The sequence below is a fragment of the Streptomyces durhamensis genome (assembly GCF_000725475.1).
In the GTDB taxonomy this organism is placed as follows: Bacteria; Actinomycetota; Actinomycetes; order Streptomycetales; family Streptomycetaceae; genus Streptomyces; species Streptomyces filipinensis.
In genome coordinates, this window is record NZ_JNXR01000005.1 from 49,571 (window position 1) to 68,126 (window position 18,556).

An 18,556-nucleotide genomic window follows, 5' to 3' on the forward strand; every position below is an offset into this window, starting at 1 on the left:
GGGCCTGTTCAACAGGTGTGCGGACCGGGGAAGTCGGGAAGGCCGCAGAAGCAAGGCCGGCGGCGATGGGGGCGGGAATGTCGTTGGGAACGGAGTGGGACGGGCCCCAGGTGCCCGTCTCGGGCGACGAGGGGCAGGCGGCGACCTCCGCGCTGGCTTCCGCGGCGTACCGGGACAGCCCGATCGAGGAGATCAAGAAGGCCGACAACGAATGGCATCAGTCGGCCGTCACGGCCGGCAAGATCGCGCTGCTGAGGCCCAATCTGGGAGAGGCTTTCTCGCGGGCCGTGGTCGCCCGCATGCTCGCTCCCGGCCGCAAACCGCTCATCCAGTCCTTCGGCTCCGAGCCGCAGTTCGTGGTCGAGCACTGCCTCGCGGCGAACAACATCCGCCGGGAGCGCGACAACCGGCTGACCGCGGTGACGGTCCTGTGCGGAGTGCTCTTCCTGCCCGGGCTGATCACCTGGCTGATCGTCTTCCAGCTGCGCACGTTCGTCGCCAAGCGTGACGACAGGCGGGCCGGGACGCTCGCCACCGTGCTGCTCCTCGGTGTCGGCGTGCTCGCCGCGCTGTTCCTGCTCAAGATGCCGTTCAGCGGTTTCTGGGCGTGGTACGCCCGGGCGTGCGTCGTGCTGCCCGTGCTCGGCTGGCTCTGGGCCAAGCAGATCTGCGAGCGCACGGCCAGGGATCTGCGGGCCCGCTGGGGCGGCCTGCTCTCGGGCACCAGCGTCGGCGCCAAGGTCCCCGAAGCCGTGCCGCGCGGCCCCAACCAGACGGCGGCCGAGGAACTGCGCCAGTCGCTGGCCCGGCTCACCGCCGAACAGCAGTCGAACTCGGTCTTCTACGCCGGCCCCAAGGGCATACTCGGCATGGGCACCCGCTGGGGTTCCTGGCAGCTCGCCGAGGACCTGGTGCCCGCCGACCCGACCCGGGAGATCCACCCGTTCCGCAGCTGGGACGTGATACGCGCGATCCACGACCAGCTCGCCCTGCTGGAGCGCGGCCCGCTGAACACCGGCGGCTTCCCCAAGCCGTCGATACGGCACTGGATCGTCACGCCGATCGGCGAGAAGGCCGGGGAGGTGGCCCGGCCCGAGGGCACCGACGTCGAGGCCTTCCAGGTCAAGCCGCACGCCATACAGGAGATCTGCAACAAGCAGCAGTTCGGCAGCGGCGACCGGCACTATCTGGGCGTGCAGTGGACGCTGTGGGACGGTCAGCTGGTCCTCACCATGCTGATCACGGTGACGGTGCTGCACGAGACACTGCGCATCGAGGTCACCGGGCATGCGCTGGGACCGGTGAACCCGCTGTTCACCGCCAAGCCGGAGCCGCCGAGCAAGGAGGTCGCCAAGTCCCTCAAGCCCTGGGAGACCCGCAAGGTCATGCTGCCGCTGGTGACCACGGACGAGGTGGTGCGGCTCGCCGCGCGCGCCCCGCTGACCTGGTATCCGCCGCTGCTCAACTGGCTCGGCGGCTCGCTGGGTCTGCCCGAGCCGTTCGGTCTGCGCCACGCCTGGGCCGACCAGCCGTGGCGGCACCGCTTCATGGCCGACGACGCGCTGCGCGCGGCCACCCCGGTGCTGCGGGTGGTGCACTCGGCGGCGATCAGGGTGCTGAGGGAGAACGGCGTGGACACGGAGAAGTTCGGTATGCGTTCGGGCATCCTCAGCGGGTTGGTGCAGGACCCGACGCCGAGGAAGGCCGACCTGTACGACGCGTGAGCGGTGCCCTCGGCAGAGGGCACCTGTCGCCTACGCCGGCCACGCCTCCGCCAGCATCTTGCGGGTGTCGGCCAGCAGCTGGGGCAGCACCTTGGTGTGGCCGACGACCGGCATGAAGTTCGTGTCGCCGCCCCAGCGCGGGACGATGTGCTGGTGGAGGTGGGCGGCGATGCCGGCACCGGCGACCGTGCCCTGGTTCATGCCGATGTTGAAGCCGTGCGCGCCGGACGCGTTGCGCAGGGCGGTCATCGCCTGCTTGGTCAGCTCGGCCAGCTCGGCGGTCTCCGGCCCGGTCAGCTCGGTGTAGTCGGCGACGTGCCGGTAGGGCACGGTCATCAGATGACCGCCGTTGTACGGGTAGAGGTTGAGGACGGCGTACACGTGCTCGCCGCGCCGGACGATCAGTCCGTCCTCGTCGGACTTGGCCGGGATCGAGCAGAAGGGACAGCCGTCGTCGGCCCCCGGACCGCTCGGCTTGTTCTCGCCCTGGATGTACGCCATCCGGTGGGGCGTCCACAGGCGCTGGAACGCGTCCTGCGTCCCCACTCCGATCTGCTGCTCCGGCTCACTCGTCATGCTGTGCAGCATATGGCGTCGCCGATGACGACGGGAAAGGCCCCCGGAAAGACGATCCCGGGGGCCTTGTGGAGCGGGTGGGTCAGACCTGGACCCGGTCCTCCACGACCTTCGCGATCTTCGCGATGGCCTCGTCGAACGGGATGCCGTTCTCCTGGGAGCCGTCGCGGTAGCGGAAGGAGACCGAGCCGTTCGACATGTCCTCGTCGCCCGCGATGACCATGAAGGGCACCTTCTGCTTCTGGGCGTTGCGGATCTTCTTCTGCATACGGTCGGAGGAGGAGTCGACCTCGACGCGCAGGCCCTTCTTCCGGGCCGCCGCCGCGAACTTCTCCAGGTACTCCACGTGCCCGTCGCCGATCGGGATGCCGAGCGCCTGGACGGGGGCCAGCCAGGCCGGGAACGCGCCCGCGTAGTGCTCCAGCAGGACGGCGAAGAAACGCTCGATGGAGCCGAAGAGGGCGCGGTGGATCATCACCGGGCGCTGCTTGGAGCCGTCGGGGCCGGTGTACTCCAGGTTGAACCGCTCGGGCAGGTTGAAGTCGAGCTGGATGGTCGACATCTGCCAGGTCCGGCCGATCGCGTCCTTGGCCTGGACGGAGATCTTCGGTCCGTAGAAGGCGGCGCCGCCCGGGTCGGGCACGAGGGGCAGGCCCTGCTTCTCGGCGACCTGGCGCAGCGTCTCGGTCGCCTCCTCCCAGACCTCGTCGGAGCCGACGAACTTCTCCGGGTCCTTGGTGGACAGCTCCAGGTAGAAGTCGGTCAGGCCGTAGTCGCGCAGCAGGCCGAGGACGAAGGTGAGCGTCTTGTCCAGTTCCTCGGACATCTGCTCACGGGTGCAGTAGATGTGCGCGTCGTCCTGCGTGAAGCCCCGGGCGCGGGTCAGGCCGTGCACGACACCCGACTTCTCGTACCGGTACACGGTCCCGAACTCGAAGAGACGCAGGGGCAGTTCGCGGTAGGAACGGCCACGCGCGTCGAAGATCAGGTTGTGCATCGGGCAGTTCATGGGCTTGAGGTAGTAGTCCACGCCCTCGTCGAGCTGCATGGGCGGGTACATGCCCTCGGCGTACCAGTCCAGGTGCCCGGACGTCTCGAAGAGCTTCCCCTTCGTGGCGTGCGGGGTGTAGACGAACTCGTAGCCCTCTTCCTCGTGCCGGCGGCGCGAGTAGTCCTCCATCACGCGGCGGACGATGCCGCCCTTGGGGTGGAAGACGGCGAGGCCGGAGCCGATCTGCTCCGGGATGGAGAAGAGGTCCAGCTCGGTGCCGAGCTTGCGGTGGTCGCGCTTCTCGGCCTCGGCGAGGAAGTCCAGGTACCCCTTCAGCTCGTCCTTGGACGGCCAGGCGGTGCCGTAGATGCGCTGCAGCATCGGGTTCTTCTCGCTGCCGCGCCAGTAGGCGGCCGCGTTGCGCATCAGCTTGAACGCCGGGATGAGCCGGGTCGAGGGCAGGTGGGGACCGCGGCAGAGGTCCTTCCAGCACAGCTCGCCGGTCTTGGCGTCCAGGTTGTCGTAGATCGTCAGCTCGCCGGCGCCGACCTCGACGTCCGCGCCGTCGTCGTGCGACGCCGAGCCCTTGAGGCCGATCAGCTCCAGCTTGTACGGCTCGGAAGCCAGCTCCTCACGTGCCGCCTCGTCGGTGACGACGCGCCGGGAGAAGCGCTGACCGCGCTTCTGGATCTCCTGCATCTTCTTCTCGACGGCCTTGAGATCCTCGGGCGTGAACGGCTTCTCGACGTCGAAGTCGTAGTAGAAGCCGTCCTTGACGGGCGGGCCGATGCCGAGCTTGGCCTCGGGGAACAGCTCCTGCACGGCCTGCGCCATGACGTGCGCGGTGGAGTGACGCAGGATGTTCAGGCCATCCTCGGACGAGATCTCGACGCCCTCGACCTCGTCACCGTCGGCAAGTTCGTACGCGAGGTCCTTCAGCTCGCCGGCCACCCGCGCGGCGATGATCGAGCGCTCGCCCGCGAAGAGGTCGGCGGCCGTAGTGCCCGTCGTCACCACGCGTTCTTCCCGCTCGGAATCGCGTTGGATGATCACACGGACGTCTGACACCGGTCTCTCCTGACTGAAGGGGGGTGCGGCGCCATACCAGGAGCGCGCGCACAGGCGATCGTACCGACCCGACGGCACCGACCGCGAAACGGTCACCCTCGGTCCCCCTTCCCTTACTCCTTCAGTCCCCCTCCCCGTAGGACTCCCCGCACGCCTCCTCGAAGAAGTCGAGGTTCTCCTGGAGGGCTTTCATCAGCCGGTCCCGCTCGGCCTCGTCCACCTGCACGGGGACGACCCCGGAGGCGCCGGTGAGCCGGCGGAAGCCGCCGCGGCGCTCCAGCCGGCCGTGCACGCGCACCGGGAGTCCGACGAGGTGGGCGTGGCCGGCGATGCGGTAGTCCTCCTCGTCCAGGGTGACGCGGACGTGCGGCACCTCGGCGCCCGCGAGGACGCGCAGCCGTACGGTGCCCTCGCCGCCGGGCCCGGAGCGGCGCATGCGGACGACGGCACCGGTGACACGGACCGGGACGGACGGTTCCTCGCGCACATAGCGGGCGGCGGCCTCGCGCAGGGCGGGCAGGTCACCGGTCGAGAACTCGACGGGTTCGGCCAGGGCCGCGCAGCCCTCGGGGACGCCGGCGCCGGGGGCCCAGGCGACGGCGATGCGGGCACCCTCGGTACCCCGGACGAGTGTGGCCAGCGCCTCGGCCAGCTCACGGCTGGCCCCGGCCTCGACCGCGCCGTCGAAGGCGTCCATGCCTCCGGTGGCCCGCTGGTAGTCGATGGCCTCGCGGACCGCGTACAGGGCGTGGTGGAGGCGGACGGCGAGGGGACGGCCGGTGGGCACGGGCACGAACGCGGTGAGGTGGCGGCCCTCGGCGGCGGGGCCGACGAGGACGTCCTCCAGGAGTGCGGTGGCGGCGCGGCGGTGGCGGGCGCCGTAGTAGCCGGCACGCGCGCGTGTGGCGAGCGCGGCGGCGAGCAGCATCTGCCGGGCGGCGGCGCGCAGTTGCTCGTCCGCCGTCCAGGGGGCGGCACCGGCGGGCCCGCTCGGCCTGTCCCGCCACCAGCGGATCTCGTCGCTGGGCACGGCGAGCGAGATCAGCACCTCGCGGGCGGCGGGGGTGTCGCTGCGGGCGAGGGCGTCGAGGGCCTCGCCGAGCAGGTCGTCGCTGTCGGGGAAGGCCCGGCTCTCCGGCACCAGCAGGCTGGTCCCGCCGCCGCCCGGGCCGGGCGGGGTCCAGCGGCCGTACCGGCCCGCCGCTCCTCCGCGCCGCTGCCAGCCGTGCCGGTGCAGCAGGGCACCGAGCACGGCGGGGTCGACCTGGGCGGGGTCGGGGGGCCGGTGCCAGGCGAGGTCGTCGGGATGCGGCCGGACCTGGCGCGGCAGCTCCTCGTACGGACGGCTCCTCATGGCCTGCCTCCCGTCCCGACGCGCGTCATGATCTCGCAGAGCGCGCGGTCGTCGAAGATGCGCGAGGTCGGGATCCGCACGGTGGTCCGGTGCCGGCCGGTGATGGCGTGACCGGCGAGGTTGACCCAGTAGCAGCAGTGCCTCAGGTCGAGCCGGTCGTGGCTGGCGCGCAGCCAGTCGTCCTGCGAGCGCGGGACGAGCATGACGACCAGGATCTTGTGCACCGAGACGGGTGTGCGGGCGAGCTTGCGCAGGTGGTCGTTGTCGAGGGTGAAGGAGAAGTAGCGCCCCGGGGGGTTCGGTGCGACCTGGTACGTGGCCTTCAGCTGGACCTTGATGGTGACCTCGTCGTCGACGGTGTGTCCGGGCGCGCTGTGGCTGACGTGCCAGTCGATGCCGTTGTCCGGGAAGGGCTGGGACAGCGAGCAGCCGGCCGCGGCGGCGACCGCGTGCAGATAGCCGACCTGCAGTGTCTCCATGCAGGCGGTGGTGGCGAGCGTGCCGCGAAGGGGGCCCGTGCGATCGGGCAGCAGCCCGCCCCGCTCAGGCTGCGCTATGGCCATGACCAACAGCCTTCCAAGCCAAGTGTTTCCCCGCTGTGGGCCGCTGAACAGCAAAGACCCGTACTCCTGTTGTCTCCTCGCGGCGTACGGCGCAAACGGCCCGGGTATCACCAAACGGGCAGAAGACGGAACGTCACCTGCCCTGGGTGAACGAGGAGTTGGGTTGGGATGACGTACTGGTACGAGGGGCCGCTGGCCGCCTTCGACACGGAGACGACGGGCGTGGACGTCGAGACCGACCGGATCGTGTCGGCCGCCGTCGTCGTCCAGGACGCGCCGGGGACCCGGCCCCGGATTTCCCGCTGGCTGGTGAATCCGGGAGTGCCGGTGCCCGAGGGGGCGACGGCGGTGCACGGGCTGACGGAGGAGCACCTGCAGCACAACGGCCGCTGGCCGGCGCCGGTGATGTACGAGATAGCCGAGCAGCTGGCGGAGCACGCGGCGATGGGCCGCCCGCTGGTGGTGATGAACGCGCCGTTCGATCTGACGTTGCTGGACCGGGAGTTGCGCCGGCACCGCGCGTCCTCGCTGGACCGCTGGTTCGAGGCGTCCCCGCTGCGGGTGCTGGACCCGCGGGTGCTGGACAAGCACCTGGACCGCTACCGCAAGGGCCGTCGCACGCTGACCGACCTGTGCGCGCACTACGGCGTGCCGCTGCAGGACGCGCACGACGCGGCGGCGGACGCGCTGGCCGCCCTGGACGTCGTACGGGCCCTGGGCCGCCGTTTCGCGACCCGGCTGGAGCGTCTCTCCCCCGCCGAACTGCACACGCTCCAGGCCAACTGGCACGCAGCACAGGCGCGTGGCCTTCAGGCGTGGTTCGCGCGCAGCGGCTCGGACGAGATCGTCAGCACGGACTGGCCGCTGCGGCCGGAGCTGCCGGCGGCGGCATGAGACCGCTCGGCACGCAGAAGGCCGGTCCGCTGCTGCGGACCGGCCTTTCCCGGTGGGCGATACTGGGTTCGAACCAGTGACCTCTTCGGTGTGAACGAAGCGCTCTCCCACTGAGCTAATCGCCCGGGAACGCACTGAACAATACAGGTCCCGGCGCCCTTCGTTCAAACCGCTCGCAGATGGCGCAGCAGTCCGCGCCGCCCGGCCCGCATCATCAGGCGGTGGTTGAGGCGGAAGAGCGGGCGTCCAGGCACGGCCAGCCGCCTGAGCAGGGGCTTGGTCACCTCCACGACCTGGTCGTACCGGGCCAGCGTCCCCGGCCCGGCCGCCGTGACGGTCCAGCGGGCCCAGCCCTCGATGTCTCCGGACACGGTGACCTCCAGCACACCTGCGTCGGGGGCGCGGCGGGTCTGCCGTGCGGTGAAGGTCATGTCGTAGGGCAGCAGGGAGCGGATGGTGATCACGCCCGTGTCGGCGTCCAGCCGGGTCACCGCGCGGACCTGCGGCCACCAGAGCGGATAGTCCTCGGGCCGCTCCAGCACCGCGTACACGGCGGCCGGCGGGGCGGGCAGCGGCCACAGGCTGCGGAAGCGGTAGTGGGTCCAGTCCATGGGGGGAGTGTGCCCGTGCCCGTGCCGTGCATAAATCTGAGTACGCGTACTCATGTGCCGCGCCGTGGTGTGGACCAGACTCGGGGGCGAGCGCCGCCGCCCGTGCGACGGCGCTCCCCTTCACCCGCCCCGGGCCCCGGCCAGGGCATCCGGTCGCCGAGCAGCGCCAGGTACTCGATGGCCGCGAGGCCGTAGAGCGCGGTGTCGTTGCTGGACACCCAGCTCACCTCGCCGCCTTCGACCAGGGTGGCCGCTCCGGTCAGCCTCTCTTGAACCTGGGCATGTCGACCAGGTCGGATCGGACGACCGTCGGGTCGGTGACGATGCCTGCCTTGACGCGGTGGTAGCCGTCGGTCCACCACTCTTTTGTCGATGACGAGCGCCATGGTGTGGGAACCGACGGGAATTCCGAGCTGCATTCCGTCGGCCTCGCCGACCTTCGCCACACCGTCCCGGAAGTGATCCAGGGTCAGATTGCCTGCCTGCCCTTGGGACTTGAGGTCGAGCAGAATTCCTCGCTTGTCGTACTTCCGGAGAAAGGTGACGGCGTTTTGGAAAACGTCCGGCGGATTACCACCGGCGGCCTGGGTCTGGAACTTCTCCCAGAAGGACTGGTACGTCTGGAAGCCGGCCTTGACCTTGATCTTCGGATACTTCTTCGGCCGGTACGGGCAGTGACGCGTCGGTGGCCGGTACGAGCGTCGGCGGCTCGGCCGGAGTGGACGCGTGGGCGTGCCCGCCGCATGCGAGGCGGAGAGATGGATCGCGTAACGGTCGGGGTGCGCCCGTCGCCCTTTCGGTGATCGCCGCTCTCTCCCTCCGATCGGCCTCTGTGCACGGGCCCCTGGAGGCGCGCCAGCTCCAACGCTGGGTGTCGAGGGTGAACGGCACGGCCGGCGTCGCGAGCGGTCGGTCCTGCCGACGCCGCAGGGCCGGGCAACCTTGCCTCGGCCCCGCGAGCCGTCGCGCCTGCCCACATCCTCCGACGACCGACGCCCCGACGCCCCGACGCCCCGACGCCGTGAGCCATCGATCGCGTCGGCACCGGTGGGGCGAGCGGGTCCGCCCCGGTGCCACGAGCAAGCAGCCCTGTCGGCGCCAGCCGGACTAGCCGCATCCAGACGCCGTGAGCCATCGATCGCGCCGGCACCCGCGACCTGAGCAGGCTTGCCGGCACCTTGGCCCGTCGGCCGCGTCAGCACCACTCAAGCAAGCCGCGTCACCCCGGCCCGAGCAGCGCCCTCCGGCCGAGCCACGTCCGGCTGCCGGGAGGGTCCACCGCGCGGTGCCGGGCGGATTCGCCCGCGTCCCGCCCGCGCCGCGTCAGGAGGCCGTGTGCCGGTACCGGGTGCCGTGGGACGGAGTGCCAGGAGGGCGTTCCCTACCGGGATGACCCGCAGGTTCGGACGCCGGGCGGCACGAGGTTCCGCCCGCGCTGGGTCCTCCGCCCAGCCGCCACAGCCCGTGGACCGCACCGCCACCATCCCCCGCGGCCCGCATCGCCGCCTCCGCCCAGGCGCCACTCCGCCCGCGCCGGCCTCCGCCCGCGCGCCACCTGGGCGCACGTCTCCACCATCCCCCACACCGCGGCCCTGCGCCCGCGCGGGCGCCCCTGCCCTGTCTGCCCCGCGTGCGCGAAAACGCCGACGGCCCACCTGCTGTCGTGCAGGTGGACCGTCGGTCCGGGTGGGCGATACTGGGTTCGAACCAGTGACCTCTTCGGTGTGAACGAAGCGCTCTCCCACTGAGCTAATCGCCCGGGCGCAGGAAGAACATTACCCCATGTCAGGGGGTGCCTCCGACCAGGCCCGGGGCGGCGGAGCCGGAGTCACTGGTCCTTGATCTTCCAGGGCACGGCCAGGCCGAACTTCCACAGGTAGACCCCCGCCAGCGTGCCCACGATCACCAGCCCGATCGCCGTCAACGTGATGTTGCGGCGGCGCACCCTGGGGTCGAGGGCTCGCTGGGCGGCCTCGGTGACCTTGCGTTTGGTCCAGCGGAGCACGAGCTGCGCCCAGACGAACTCGGTCGCCCAGATCGCCATGCCGCCGAAGATCACCACCCAGCCGGGTCCCGGCAGCGGCAGCATGATGATGCCCGCGACCACGACCGCGAGGCCGACCACGAAGACGCCGACCTGCCAGCTCAGGTGCAGCAGCCGGCGGGCCTTGATGAATTCCGGCGCCCGGGAGCCGAGCCCGCTGCCGTCCTCGCGCCCGGCCTCCTGCCCGGCCCCCGGCCGGTCCGCGTTCGCGCTGTCCGCTGCCACGGCGGCCCCGCCCGGCTCGTCACTCCCCGTATTCATACAGACAAACCCTACCGGAGTGAATCCAGTCACCGGAATGGACGTAGGTCTCGTACGAGTTCTCGGCCGGAAGAGTTACGTAAAGACACGCAAAACCCTCAGAGGGGTTTACAACGGCATCGTAGGTGGCATGTCGATTTCGCCGACGTGCGAATCCCCGAGCGCACACTGAGCGAAAGGCCCTGGCGCTTATGAACACCACGGTCAGCTGCGAGCTGCACCTGCGCCTCGTTGTGTCGAGCGAGTCCTCCCTGCCTGTCCCCGCAGGCCTGCGGTACGACACGGCCGACCCCTACGCCGTGCACGCCACCTTCCACACCGGAGCCGAGGAGACCGTCGAGTGGGTGTTCGCCCGCGACCTCCTCGCCGAGGGGCTCCACCGGCCCACCGGCACCGGCGACGTCCGTGTCTGGCCGTCGCGCAGCCATGGTCAGGGCGTCGTGTGTATCGCCCTCAGCTCCCCGGAGGGGGAAGCCTTGCTAGAGGCCCCGGCGCGGGCCCTGGAGTCCTTCCTGAAGCGAACCGACGCCGCCGTGCCGCCCGGCACGGAACACCGGCACTTCGATCTGGATCAGGAGCTCTCGCACATCCTGGCGGAGAGCTAGGTCGCGCCCCACGAAAGCAGCCCGGCGCCGTCCACTCGGGGAGACGGCTCGGGCCAAGACAACCGCATACGGCACAGGCCGGCGCCGTCACCGTGAGCGAGTAACGGGACGGAGTCGGCCCGTGCACGCCTGCCGCGCCGCGGGAACCGTGGTGGGCACGGCGGCGTTCTACCGGCAAGCGAGTCGGGCGGTGGACGGTGCGGCGAACGGGGTTGTCGCTACCATCGGCCAGCATCGGCGGGCGTCCGCCCGACCCCCAGGCCAGGGAGCGAAACGTGCTGATCACCCACGACACCCGGTGCGCCCTCGACACCGTGGTCGATCTGGTGAACACCGCGCCGGAGGACGACGCGGCGGCGGACGGACTGCCCGATGTCCCGGCTCTCGCGGATTTCGTACGAAACCACGAGATCAGCGATGTCGGTGTGCTGTCGGAGTTCGACCTCTCAGCGGTGCGCAGGGTGCGGGGGCGCTTCGCGGCGATCTTCGCCGCCTCTGACCCGCGCGCGGCCGCAGGGCTGATCAACGAGCTGGTCGCCGCCGCGGGCACCACCCCGCGCCTGACCGACCACGACGGCTACGACTGGCATGTGCACTACTTCGCCCCCGGCGCCTCCGTGGCCGACCATCTCGCCGCCGACTGCGGGATGGCACTCGCCTTCTTCGTGGTGGCCGGCGAGCAGGAGCGGCTGCGGCGCTGCGAGGCACCGGACTGCCGGCGCGCCTTCGTCGACCTCTCCCGCAACCGCTCACGCCGCTACTGCGACAGCCGCACCTGCGGGAACCGGCTGCATGTGGCCGCCTACCGGGCCCGGCGCAAGGAAGCGACCGGCTGAGGCACCGCAGACGCCCACCGCCCGCAGGGCCCGCTGCGGGCGTCCGTCGCGGGGGCGACGTCGGTCCCGGCGGGTGGCGCCGGGACGGACGTGTACGGCTCACAGCAACAGCAGGTCGTGCAGCGCAGCCATGAGGAGCAGACACCCGATCACCGCAAGGAAGATCATCAGCGGTGGCTGGGATAGGGCGAAGAGGCACCCGCGCGGCTCGTCCTTCGGCGGCGCGGCCTCGCTCTCTGTGTCCAGCATCTCGTGGCCGATAATGGCGCAGGAGGCACGGCCTGCGCGATCAACCCACCAACGATATGCGGGAGTTGCCGCATTCCGCGCCATCTCGTCCGACTTGGTTCGACTTGTGAACGGTTCCGGACATGCACGCGACGGTCTGTGTCGTTTCAGCCCGACGGCGCCCGCGGGGCCGTGGCACCCCGCGGCGGCGTACTGCGGTCATATGCCGTGCTTCTTGAGGATGGCCTCGATGTCGCCGAAGTCGTCGCCGGAGCCGGTGGCGCGCGGCGCGGTGGCGGACCCGGCCGCAGGCCGGGTGCCCGCGCACAGCGAGGGCGCGGAGGCCGCGGGGGCCACGGCCTCGGCCTGGTTGGCACGGGCCGCTCTGCGCTCGGCGCGGGTGCCGCCGCGCCGGCGTTCGACCGCCCGGGTGCCCGCGAACAGGAGCCAGGCCGCACCCAGGACGCCGAAGCCGGCCCACGCCGTGGGGCTGAAGGCGGTGTCGGCCAGCCAGCCGACGACCCCCGTCATCACCAGACCGACCGGCACCAGGGAGTAGGCCGCGATGCGGGTCGCCGCGAGGAAGCGCTTGCGGTAGGCCGTGACCACCGCGATGCCCAGGCCCGCCGCGGACACGGCGGAGCAGACGGTCTCGGCAATCATCCGGTCCTCCTGGCGGCTCGGTCGGGGTGGAAAGCGTGCGGTGCGCGGACGCGGCACGGCGCAGCGCCTCCTCCCCCATCCTGCACCGCCTCGTCCTCGCGATGCCACGCTCCCGCGCGAGATCAGGGAGATCTCCGGGTCGCCTCCTCCTGGAGTGCCGGCGAGGTGCCGTACCCCCACGCCCTGGGGTGCCGGTGGGGTGCCGTACCTCCCGTGCACCCCGTGCCCGGCGGCCGTACCGTCCCGATTGGGTCACCCGCGTCCGGCCTGGAAGACTGGTCGGCATGAGCGACTCCTCCCCCGCACGCACCGACGCCCTGGTCCTCGACGTCTGGTGCGAACTGCAGTGCCCGGACTGCCGTACCGCCCTGGACGACGTCCGCGCCCTGCGTGCCCGCTACGGCGACCGGCTGGAGCTGCGGCTGCGGCACTTCCCGCTGGAGAAGCACAAGCACGCCTTCGCCGCCGCACAGGCCGCCGAGGAGGCGCTGGCGCAGGACAAGGGCTGGCCGTACGTGGAGGCCGTACTGGAGCGGGTCGAGGAGCTGGACCGTCGGGGAGAACCCTTCCTGGTCGAGCTGGCCCGTGAACTCGCTCTGGACGCCGAGGAGTTCGACACCGCGCTGATCGACGGCCGGCACATCCTGATCGTGGACGCCGACCAGGCCGAGGGCAAGGCGATCGGCGTGACCGGCACGCCGACGTACGTCATCGGCGGCGAACGCCTCGACGGCGGCAAGAGCCAGGAAGGGCTGCGCGAGCGCATCGAGGAGATCGCCGACCGGCTGCTGGGCGAGCAGGACGCCTGAGCGCCTGGTCCTGGCCCCTAGAGCAGGGGCTTGGCGAGGGAGTGTGCCGTGGTCTCGTAGCCGAGCGACTCGTACAGCCGCTCGGCCGGGGTGTTGCCGGCGAAGACGTTGAGGCCGAGGACCGGCCGGCCGGCCTCGATCGCCTGGCGCTCGGCGAGCAGCATGAGCGTGCGGCCGTGCCCCCTGCCGCGGTGGGCCGCGGCGGTCTCGACGTCGAACACGAACGCCTTGCCGTCCTCCAGGGCCAGCCACAGCGTGCCCACCGGGTCCCCTCGGTGCTCCAGGACGCTGAAGAGCATGCCGTCGGTCGCGAGCCCGTGCGGCAGCAGTCGTTCGTGGTCGTGGCGGGCCTTGGCGCGGGCCGCGGCCTCGGGGAGGCCGCGCTCCGTCCACGTGCGCGCGTACCGCTCGCTCTCGTGCTCCCGCCAGGCGTCGAAGTCGGCCCGCGTCATGGGCCGCGCGGTGCTGCCCGGCGGCAGCTCGGGCGGAGCGGTGCCGAGGCGTTTCTCCATGCCACGGTTGCGCGGGGTGTAGCCCAGGGCACCGAAGAGGCGCAGGGCGATGTCCGCCGGCGCGGGGACGCGTGTCTCGATCTGGGTGCAGCCCCAGCCGCGCGCCACCTCCTCGGCGGCGAGCGCGGCGACCGTGCCCCGGCCGCGGTGCCGGTCGGGCTCGGCGATCCACAGCTCGATCACACGGGCCACCGAGTCGCCCAGGGACGGCGAGGTGCCGAGGTGGATCTCCCCGACGGGACGGCTGTTCACGCACACCTGGTAGCGGCGCGAACGGGTGCCGTCGGCGTGGCGCTGGAGCGGCTCGACCGGCCGCAGGGTCGTGGTCATCACAGGTGTTCTACCCGCAGCCGACGGCCCAGTCAGCCGGTTTTCCCGGACGTCGGTCCCGGCTCAGGGGTCCAGGTCCTGCCCGGCCCGCTCGTCGAAGATCTGCATCGCCTTGGCGGTCACCGGGCCCGGGGTACCGGGCAGCTCACGGTCGTCGACCCGGTGCACGGCCTGGACGTCCCGCAGGGTCGAGGTGAGGAAGACCTCGTCCGCGCGCTCCAGCACGTCCAGCGGGAGGTCGGTCTCCTTGGCGCCCGTCCACTCGACGGCCAGCGCGCGGGTGATGCCGGCGAGGCAGCCGGAGGCGACCGGCGGGGTGTGGATCTCGCCGTCCAGGACGACGAAGACGTTCGACCCGGTGCCCTCGCAGAGCTGTCCGACGGTGTTGGCGAACAGCGCTTCCGAGGCACCGCGTTCGTGGGCGCGGGCGAGGGCCACGACGTTCTCGGCGTACGACGTGGTCTTCAGGCCGGTCAGCGCACCGCGCTCGTTGCGGGTCCACGGGACGGTGACCACGGCGGTGGTGTCCGGGCGGCGGGCGGTCTCGCCGAGGGCGACCATCAGGGTCGGACCGTGGTCGCCGCGGTCGGAGCCGAGCGGGCCATGGCCGCCGGTGTAGGTGATCCGCAGCCGGCCGAGCGGCATCGGGTTCGCCTCCAGGACGGCCGCGCAGGCCTCCCGGACCTCGTCGTGGTCGGGCTCGGGCAGGCCGAGACCCCGGGCCGAGCGGGTGAGACGGTCCAGGTGCCGGGTGAGCGCGAAGGGCCGGCCGTGGGTCGCCTTCACGGTCTCGAAGACGCCGTCGCCGACGGTCAGCCCGTGGTCGAAGGCGGAGACGCGGGCCGACTCGAGGTCCCGCAGTGCGCCGTCCAGCCAGATCCTCATGAGTACACCCCTCCACTCGCGTCGTACGCTCCCGACGCTACCGCGAGCAGTCGGGACGCCTTCAGTTCGGTCTCCCGCCACTCCCCCTCCGGCTCGGATCCCCAGGTGATCCCGGCGCCGGTACCGAAGCGCAGCACCGCGGCGGCTCCGTCGGGCCGGTCGATCCAGAAGGTGCGGATGCCCACGGCCAGCTCGCCCACGCCCCGGTCGGCGTCGACCCAGCCGATGCCGCCGCAGTACGGCCCGCGCGGGGCGTTCTCCAGGGCCTCGATGATCCGCAGGGCGCTCGTTTTCGGCGCGCCGGTCACCGAGCCGGGCGGGAAGGCGGCAGCGAGGAGGTCCGGCCAGCCGGCCGTGTCCAGCAGCTCGCCGCGGACGGTGGACACCAGGTGGACCAGGCCCGGGTGCTTCTCCACGGCGCACAGGTCCGGGACGGTCACGCTCCCGGTCGTACAGACACGCCCGAGGTCGTTGCGGACCAGGTCCACGATCATCACGTTCTCGGCGTAGTCCTTCTCCAGGAGGTCCGCCTCCGTGCGTCCGGTGCCCTTGATGGGGCCCGACTCCACGACACGGCCGTCCCGGCGCAGGAACAGCTCGGGCGAGGCGGTGGCGATCTCCACCCCGTGCTCCGGCAGCCGGATCGTCCCGGCGTACGGGGCGGGGTTGCCGCGGGCCAGCAGGGCGGTCAGGGCGTCCACGTCGGCGTCCGGGGCGACCGGCGCGCTGAGCACCCGGCAGAGGTTGGCCTGGTAGACCTCGCCGGCCGCGATGTGCGCGCGTATCCGGCGGACGGCCGCCGTGTACGCGGCCCGGTCCAGGGAGGAGGCCCAGTCCCCCACCGCCGGCCCCCGCCAGTCGCCCGGCACCGGGGCGGGCACCGGTTCCTCGCGTACGTCCGCGAAGCGGGCGCAGGTCAGCCTGCCCTCGAAGTCCGCGCAGACGGCCCAGAAGCCCGCGGAGTCCAGGGCGGCGGGATCACTGGTGACGTCGAGGAGGCCCGTGGCGACGCGGTCGCCGAAGCGGGCCAGGGCAGGCAGCCGGGAAGGGTGGTGGAGCACGGGGTCGAGTCTAGGACGGGTGTCCGAGAGGTGGCCCCGGGATGGCCCAGAGGGGACCCTGACCACGTCGTCCGTCGGAGGCACCGCAGCACGCTGCGCAAACGCGTTTTTGTACTGGCCCGGGAATCCGCTAGAGTTCAACACGTCGCCGGGACGCGGAAGCCGACCGAAACGACAAGCGGACGTAGCTCAGTTGGTAGAGCGCAACCTTGCCAAGGTTGAGGTCGCGAGTTCGAGCCTCGTCGTCCGCTCGAAGGAAGAAGGGGTCATCCCGATCCCCTACACTCCTGGTGGAGTGGCCGAGAGGCGAGGCAACGGCCTGCAAAGCCGTCTACACGGGTTCAAATCCCGTCTCCACCTCCAAGGACGATTAGCTCAGCGGGAGAGCGCTTCCCTGACACGGAAGAGGTCACTGGTTCAATCCCAGTATCGTCCACTGGATCTTCTCGCAAGATCCACGGGTCTTCTCGAAGATCCTCATCCCGCGCGATTAGCTCAGCGGGAGAGCGCTTCCCTGACACGGAAGAGGTCACTGGTTCAATCCCAGTATCGCGCACTGCCTGTGGCCCCTGGGTCACAGCCTGCGGACGATTAGCTCAGCGGGAGAGCGCTTCCCTGACACGGAAGAGGTCACTGGTTCAATCCCAGTATCGTCCACACACCGAAGAAGCCCCCGGCCGCCTCGTGCGGCCGGGGGCTTCTTCGTGGGCTCAGCTGGAGAAGAGCATGTGGGCCCAGCTCTTGTGACCGTGGTGGCCATGGTGACCGTGATGCCCGTGGCCGCCGTGGTGACCGCCGTGCGGGGCACCCCAGGCGGGCGCGGGCGGGGCGGGGTAGGCCTGCGGGGCGACCGGCGGGGCCGGCGGGACGGGCTTGGACCACTGGGCCTCCAGCTGGGTCAGCGCCTCCAGCTCGCCGTAGTCCAGGAAGACGCCCCGGCAGCCGCTGCACTGCTCGATCTGGACGCCGCTGCGGTTGTACGTGTTCATCGGGGCGTGGCACTTCGGACAGTGCATGCTCGGCTCAACTCCTCGCCGGTCGGTTCTGCTTCGTGTTTCCCCAGGACAGACTCCGTCCGGCCCAGGTCGGTTGCAGCCTAATCCCTCTCCGCGGACGCCAACTGGGGTGGAATCGGGGCCATTCGGGCACATGCCTCGACGATTGCCCGTTCCACGTCGTCCAGCGGCCGGCCGGCCGCGTGCGCCTTGACCAGGGCGAGGGCGGCCGTCTGCACGGTCAGCGCGCGGGCCGGTACGTCCAGGGCGGGCCAGGGGTCGCCGGACGCGGGTACGGCGGGACCGCCGGAGCGCTGGTACGCACCGAGGAAGCGGGTCCACGCGTCGGGCGGGAGCAGCCCGCAGGCATACCAGGCGGCCGGGCGGGCGAGGTCCCAGGCAGGGGCGCCGGTTCCCAGGTCGTCGACGTCGATCAGCCGCCAGGGGCCGTCCGGTGCCGGGTGCCGGACCAGCTGGCCGAGGTGCAGGTCGCCGTGGCAGAGGGCGGGGGTGCCGGGCATGGGGGCCTCGGCGCGGGCCCACGCGGGAAGGGCCGCCCAGGCCGCGAGGACGGGATCGGCCGCGGGGTGGGTCTCGGCGCGCAGGGCCGCCCGGAGCCGGGCGACGGCGCGGGCCGCCTTGGCGGGGCCGCGCATCGGGGGCAGGCCGTCGGGCGGGGTCGTCAGGTGCAGGCGGGCGAGGAGGGTGGCGGTGGCCTCCCAGGGGGCCGCGTCCGGGTCATCGGGGTCCACGGGGGCGCCGTACGGCCAGAAGGTCACCAGGCGGTCCTGCAGGGGGGCGGGGGCCGGGGCGAGCGGGGGCAGGAGGACGTCCGGGAGGCGGGCGGCCACGGCCAGGCGCAGGGCCAGCTCGGCGGCGTCGGTAACGGGGGCGTGGGGCTTCGCGACGGTGTCGGCGTGCCCGGCGGCCTTCCCCCTGCCGCTGTCGGCGAGCGGCGGCATACCGGCCAGCGGGTCGGCGGGATAACCACCGGCGCCGGCACCATAGCGGGGGCCGGGTGGGCGGCGGCTCTGGCCTGTGCGGTGAGAGCGGGGAGGAGGGTCAAGGAGGGCCTCGGTGGTCGGGGTGTGCGGGTGAGCGTACGCCGGGGCGCGGGGCGGGGGTGCCTCTTGCCGGGTGCGCGGTGCTGGTGCTGGCGCTCGTGCTGGTGCTGGTGCTGGCGCTCGTGGTGGTGCTGGTGCTGGCGCTCGTGCCGGGCAGGGTTGCCCTGGCGATCGGCGCTCATGCCGGACGGGGTGGCTTCGCTTGCCCGCGCCGGCGGGGTGCCGCTGCGCCCACCCGTGCCGCCCCAGCGGCACGACTGCCCGCAGCGGCAGCGGGACGCACGACTGCCCGAAGCGGCGGGGAGAGGGTCCCTGCCGGGAGGGAGTCGCCTGAACGGCACGACCTGCCCGCAGCAGCGGCGGGGAGAGGGCCCCTGTCGGATGCAAGTCGCCTGAACGGCACGGCGCGGCTGTCCGCGGCGGCGGGGGTGCGGTGGGAGTGCTCTGCGCACCTCGGTCATTGCCGGCGGCGGGGGACGCGG

17 protein-coding genes, 7 tRNA genes and 3 pseudogenes are annotated in these 18,556 nt (G+C 71.8%); 10 read left to right on the forward strand and 17 right to left on the reverse strand.

What is annotated here, in order from left to right; all coding sequences use genetic code 11:
- Nucleotides 1–77: 77 nt before the first annotated feature.
- Complete coding sequence (locus tag IO33_RS0107920) at nucleotides 78–1,724, forward strand: DUF412 family protein (RefSeq protein WP_031161842.1); 1,647 nt, start codon at nucleotides 78–80, stop codon at nucleotides 1,722–1,724.
- 30 nt (nucleotides 1,725–1,754) lie between these two features.
- Here IO33_RS0107920 and IO33_RS0107925 read toward each other — a convergent pair whose 3' ends face one another.
- From IO33_RS0107925 to IO33_RS0107940, 4 genes are all read right to left on the reverse strand, one after another.
- Entirely contained in the window at nucleotides 1,755–2,312 is a 558-nt protein-coding gene (locus IO33_RS0107925; protein WP_031161844.1) for an HIT family protein, read from the reverse strand.
- A gap of 70 nt (nucleotides 2,313–2,382) precedes the next feature.
- On the reverse strand, nucleotides 2,383–4,359 hold the full coding sequence (gene thrS / locus IO33_RS0107930) for a threonine--tRNA ligase (protein WP_031161847.1): 1,977 nt from the start codon (nucleotides 4,357–4,359) through the stop codon (nucleotides 2,383–2,385).
- 121 nt (nucleotides 4,360–4,480) lie between these two features.
- Nucleotides 4,481–5,713, reverse strand: coding sequence for a hypothetical protein (locus IO33_RS0107935; RefSeq protein ID WP_031161849.1), 1,233 nt, complete (start codon nucleotides 5,711–5,713; stop codon nucleotides 4,481–4,483).
- A complete protein-coding gene (locus IO33_RS0107940; protein ID WP_031161851.1) occupies nucleotides 5,710–6,276 on the reverse strand; it encodes a DUF4365 domain-containing protein in 567 nt (188 codons plus the stop codon). Before IO33_RS0107940 ends, IO33_RS0107935 begins: the two co-directional genes overlap by 4 nt.
- Nucleotides 6,277–6,444: 168 nt before the next feature.
- On the opposite strand from IO33_RS0107940, the gene IO33_RS0107945 reads away from it, so the two are divergent.
- A complete protein-coding gene (locus IO33_RS0107945; RefSeq protein ID WP_031161853.1) occupies nucleotides 6,445–7,170 on the forward strand; it encodes a 3'-5' exonuclease in 726 nt (241 codons plus the stop codon).
- A 53-nt stretch (nucleotides 7,171–7,223) separates the two neighbouring features.
- Here the strand turns inward: IO33_RS0107945 and IO33_RS0107950 are convergent.
- The 6 genes and pseudogenes from IO33_RS0107950 to IO33_RS0107970 all read right to left on the reverse strand — a co-directional run bounded on the left by IO33_RS0107950 (nucleotide 7,224) and on the right by IO33_RS0107970 (nucleotide 10,086).
- A tRNA-Val gene (locus tag IO33_RS0107950) sits at nucleotides 7,224–7,295 on the reverse strand.
- 39 nt (nucleotides 7,296–7,334) lie between these two features.
- Nucleotides 7,335–7,781, reverse strand: a complete 447-nt coding sequence (locus IO33_RS0107955) for an SRPBCC family protein (protein WP_031161855.1) — start codon at nucleotides 7,779–7,781, stop codon at nucleotides 7,335–7,337.
- Nucleotides 7,782–7,924: 143 nt separating this feature from the next.
- Nucleotides 7,925–8,050: pseudogene (locus IO33_RS54450) on the reverse strand (exo-rhamnogalacturonan lyase family protein); the annotation flags it as partial.
- 81 nt (nucleotides 8,051–8,131) lie between these two features.
- Nucleotides 8,132–8,440, reverse strand: a pseudogene (locus IO33_RS52290) (ABC transporter substrate-binding protein); the annotation flags it as partial.
- Between the two features lie 1,028 nt (nucleotides 8,441–9,468).
- Nucleotides 9,469–9,540, reverse strand: a tRNA-Val gene (locus tag IO33_RS0107965).
- A 69-nt stretch (nucleotides 9,541–9,609) separates the two neighbouring features.
- Entirely contained in the window at nucleotides 9,610–10,086 is a 477-nt protein-coding gene (locus IO33_RS0107970) for a TIGR02611 family protein (protein WP_031161856.1), read from the reverse strand.
- A gap of 191 nt (nucleotides 10,087–10,277) precedes the next feature.
- Between IO33_RS0107970 and IO33_RS0107975 the strand changes: the two genes are divergently transcribed.
- Both IO33_RS0107975 and IO33_RS0107980 read left to right on the forward strand, forming a co-directional pair.
- Nucleotides 10,278–10,691 carry an SsgA family sporulation/cell division regulator gene (locus tag IO33_RS0107975; protein ID WP_004002642.1) on the forward strand — a complete coding sequence of 138 codons (414 nt, stop codon included), beginning with the start codon at nucleotides 10,278–10,280 and terminating at the stop codon, nucleotides 10,689–10,691.
- Nucleotides 10,692–10,966: 275 nt separating this feature from the next.
- Nucleotides 10,967–11,527: a CGNR zinc finger domain-containing protein gene (locus tag IO33_RS0107980; protein WP_031161858.1), complete on the forward strand. Its 561-nt coding sequence runs from the start codon at nucleotides 10,967–10,969 to the stop codon at nucleotides 11,525–11,527.
- Nucleotides 11,528–11,626: 99 nt separating this feature from the next.
- Here the strand turns inward: IO33_RS0107980 and IO33_RS51095 are convergent, their stop codons facing one another.
- Complete coding sequence (locus tag IO33_RS51095; RefSeq protein WP_023552049.1) at nucleotides 11,627–11,776, reverse strand: hypothetical protein; 150 nt, start codon at nucleotides 11,774–11,776, stop codon at nucleotides 11,627–11,629.
- A gap of 198 nt (nucleotides 11,777–11,974) precedes the next feature.
- The gene (locus IO33_RS0107990) at nucleotides 11,975–12,418 is read right to left on the reverse strand and encodes a hypothetical protein (RefSeq protein WP_031161861.1); all 444 of its coding nucleotides are present in this window, start codon (nucleotides 12,416–12,418) and stop codon (nucleotides 11,975–11,977) included.
- Between the two features lie 284 nt (nucleotides 12,419–12,702).
- On the opposite strand from IO33_RS0107990, the gene IO33_RS0107995 reads away from it, so the two are divergent.
- Nucleotides 12,703–13,227 carry a DsbA family protein gene (locus IO33_RS0107995; protein ID WP_031161863.1) on the forward strand — a complete coding sequence of 175 codons (525 nt, stop codon included), beginning with the start codon at nucleotides 12,703–12,705 and terminating at the stop codon, nucleotides 13,225–13,227.
- Nucleotides 13,228–13,244: 17 nt separating this feature from the next.
- Here the strand turns inward: IO33_RS0107995 and IO33_RS0108000 are convergent, their stop codons facing one another.
- The 3 genes from IO33_RS0108000 to IO33_RS0108010 all read right to left on the reverse strand — a co-directional run bounded on the left by IO33_RS0108000 (nucleotide 13,245) and on the right by IO33_RS0108010 (nucleotide 16,015).
- Entirely contained in the window at nucleotides 13,245–14,069 is an 825-nt protein-coding gene (locus IO33_RS0108000; RefSeq protein WP_031161865.1) for a GNAT family N-acetyltransferase, read from the reverse strand.
- Between the two features lie 63 nt (nucleotides 14,070–14,132).
- Nucleotides 14,133–14,954: an aminotransferase class IV gene (locus IO33_RS0108005; RefSeq protein WP_031161867.1), complete on the reverse strand. Its 822-nt coding sequence runs from the start codon at nucleotides 14,952–14,954 to the stop codon at nucleotides 14,133–14,135.
- Nucleotides 14,951–16,015, reverse strand: a complete 1,065-nt coding sequence (locus tag IO33_RS0108010; RefSeq protein WP_031161870.1) for a chorismate-binding protein — start codon at nucleotides 16,013–16,015, stop codon at nucleotides 14,951–14,953. The genes IO33_RS0108005 and IO33_RS0108010 overlap by 4 nt, the downstream gene beginning before the upstream one ends.
- Before the next feature lie 178 nt (nucleotides 16,016–16,193).
- Between IO33_RS0108010 and IO33_RS0108015 the strand changes: the two genes are divergently transcribed.
- The 5 genes from IO33_RS0108015 (at nucleotide 16,194) to IO33_RS0108035 (ending at nucleotide 16,672) form a co-directional block, all read left to right on the forward strand.
- Nucleotides 16,194–16,266 (forward strand) — tRNA-Gly (locus IO33_RS0108015).
- A 38-nt stretch (nucleotides 16,267–16,304) separates the two neighbouring features.
- Nucleotides 16,305–16,378: transfer RNA gene (locus tag IO33_RS0108020), tRNA-Cys, on the forward strand.
- Nucleotide 16,379: 1 nt separating this feature from the next.
- A tRNA-Val gene (locus IO33_RS0108025) sits at nucleotides 16,380–16,451 on the forward strand.
- 48 nt (nucleotides 16,452–16,499) lie between these two features.
- A tRNA-Val gene (locus IO33_RS0108030) sits at nucleotides 16,500–16,571 on the forward strand.
- Between the two features lie 29 nt (nucleotides 16,572–16,600).
- Nucleotides 16,601–16,672 (forward strand) — tRNA-Val (locus tag IO33_RS0108035).
- A 53-nt stretch (nucleotides 16,673–16,725) separates the two neighbouring features.
- Here IO33_RS0108035 and IO33_RS0108040 read toward each other — a convergent pair.
- Both IO33_RS0108040 and IO33_RS0108045 read right to left on the reverse strand, forming a co-directional pair.
- On the reverse strand, nucleotides 16,726–17,031 hold the full coding sequence (locus IO33_RS0108040) for a TFIIB-type zinc ribbon-containing protein (RefSeq protein ID WP_031161872.1): 306 nt from the start codon (nucleotides 17,029–17,031) through the stop codon (nucleotides 16,726–16,728).
- Nucleotides 17,032–17,111: 80 nt separating this feature from the next.
- Nucleotides 17,112–18,016: pseudogene (locus tag IO33_RS0108045) on the reverse strand (phosphotransferase).
- Nucleotides 18,017–18,556: the final 540 nt, after the last annotated feature.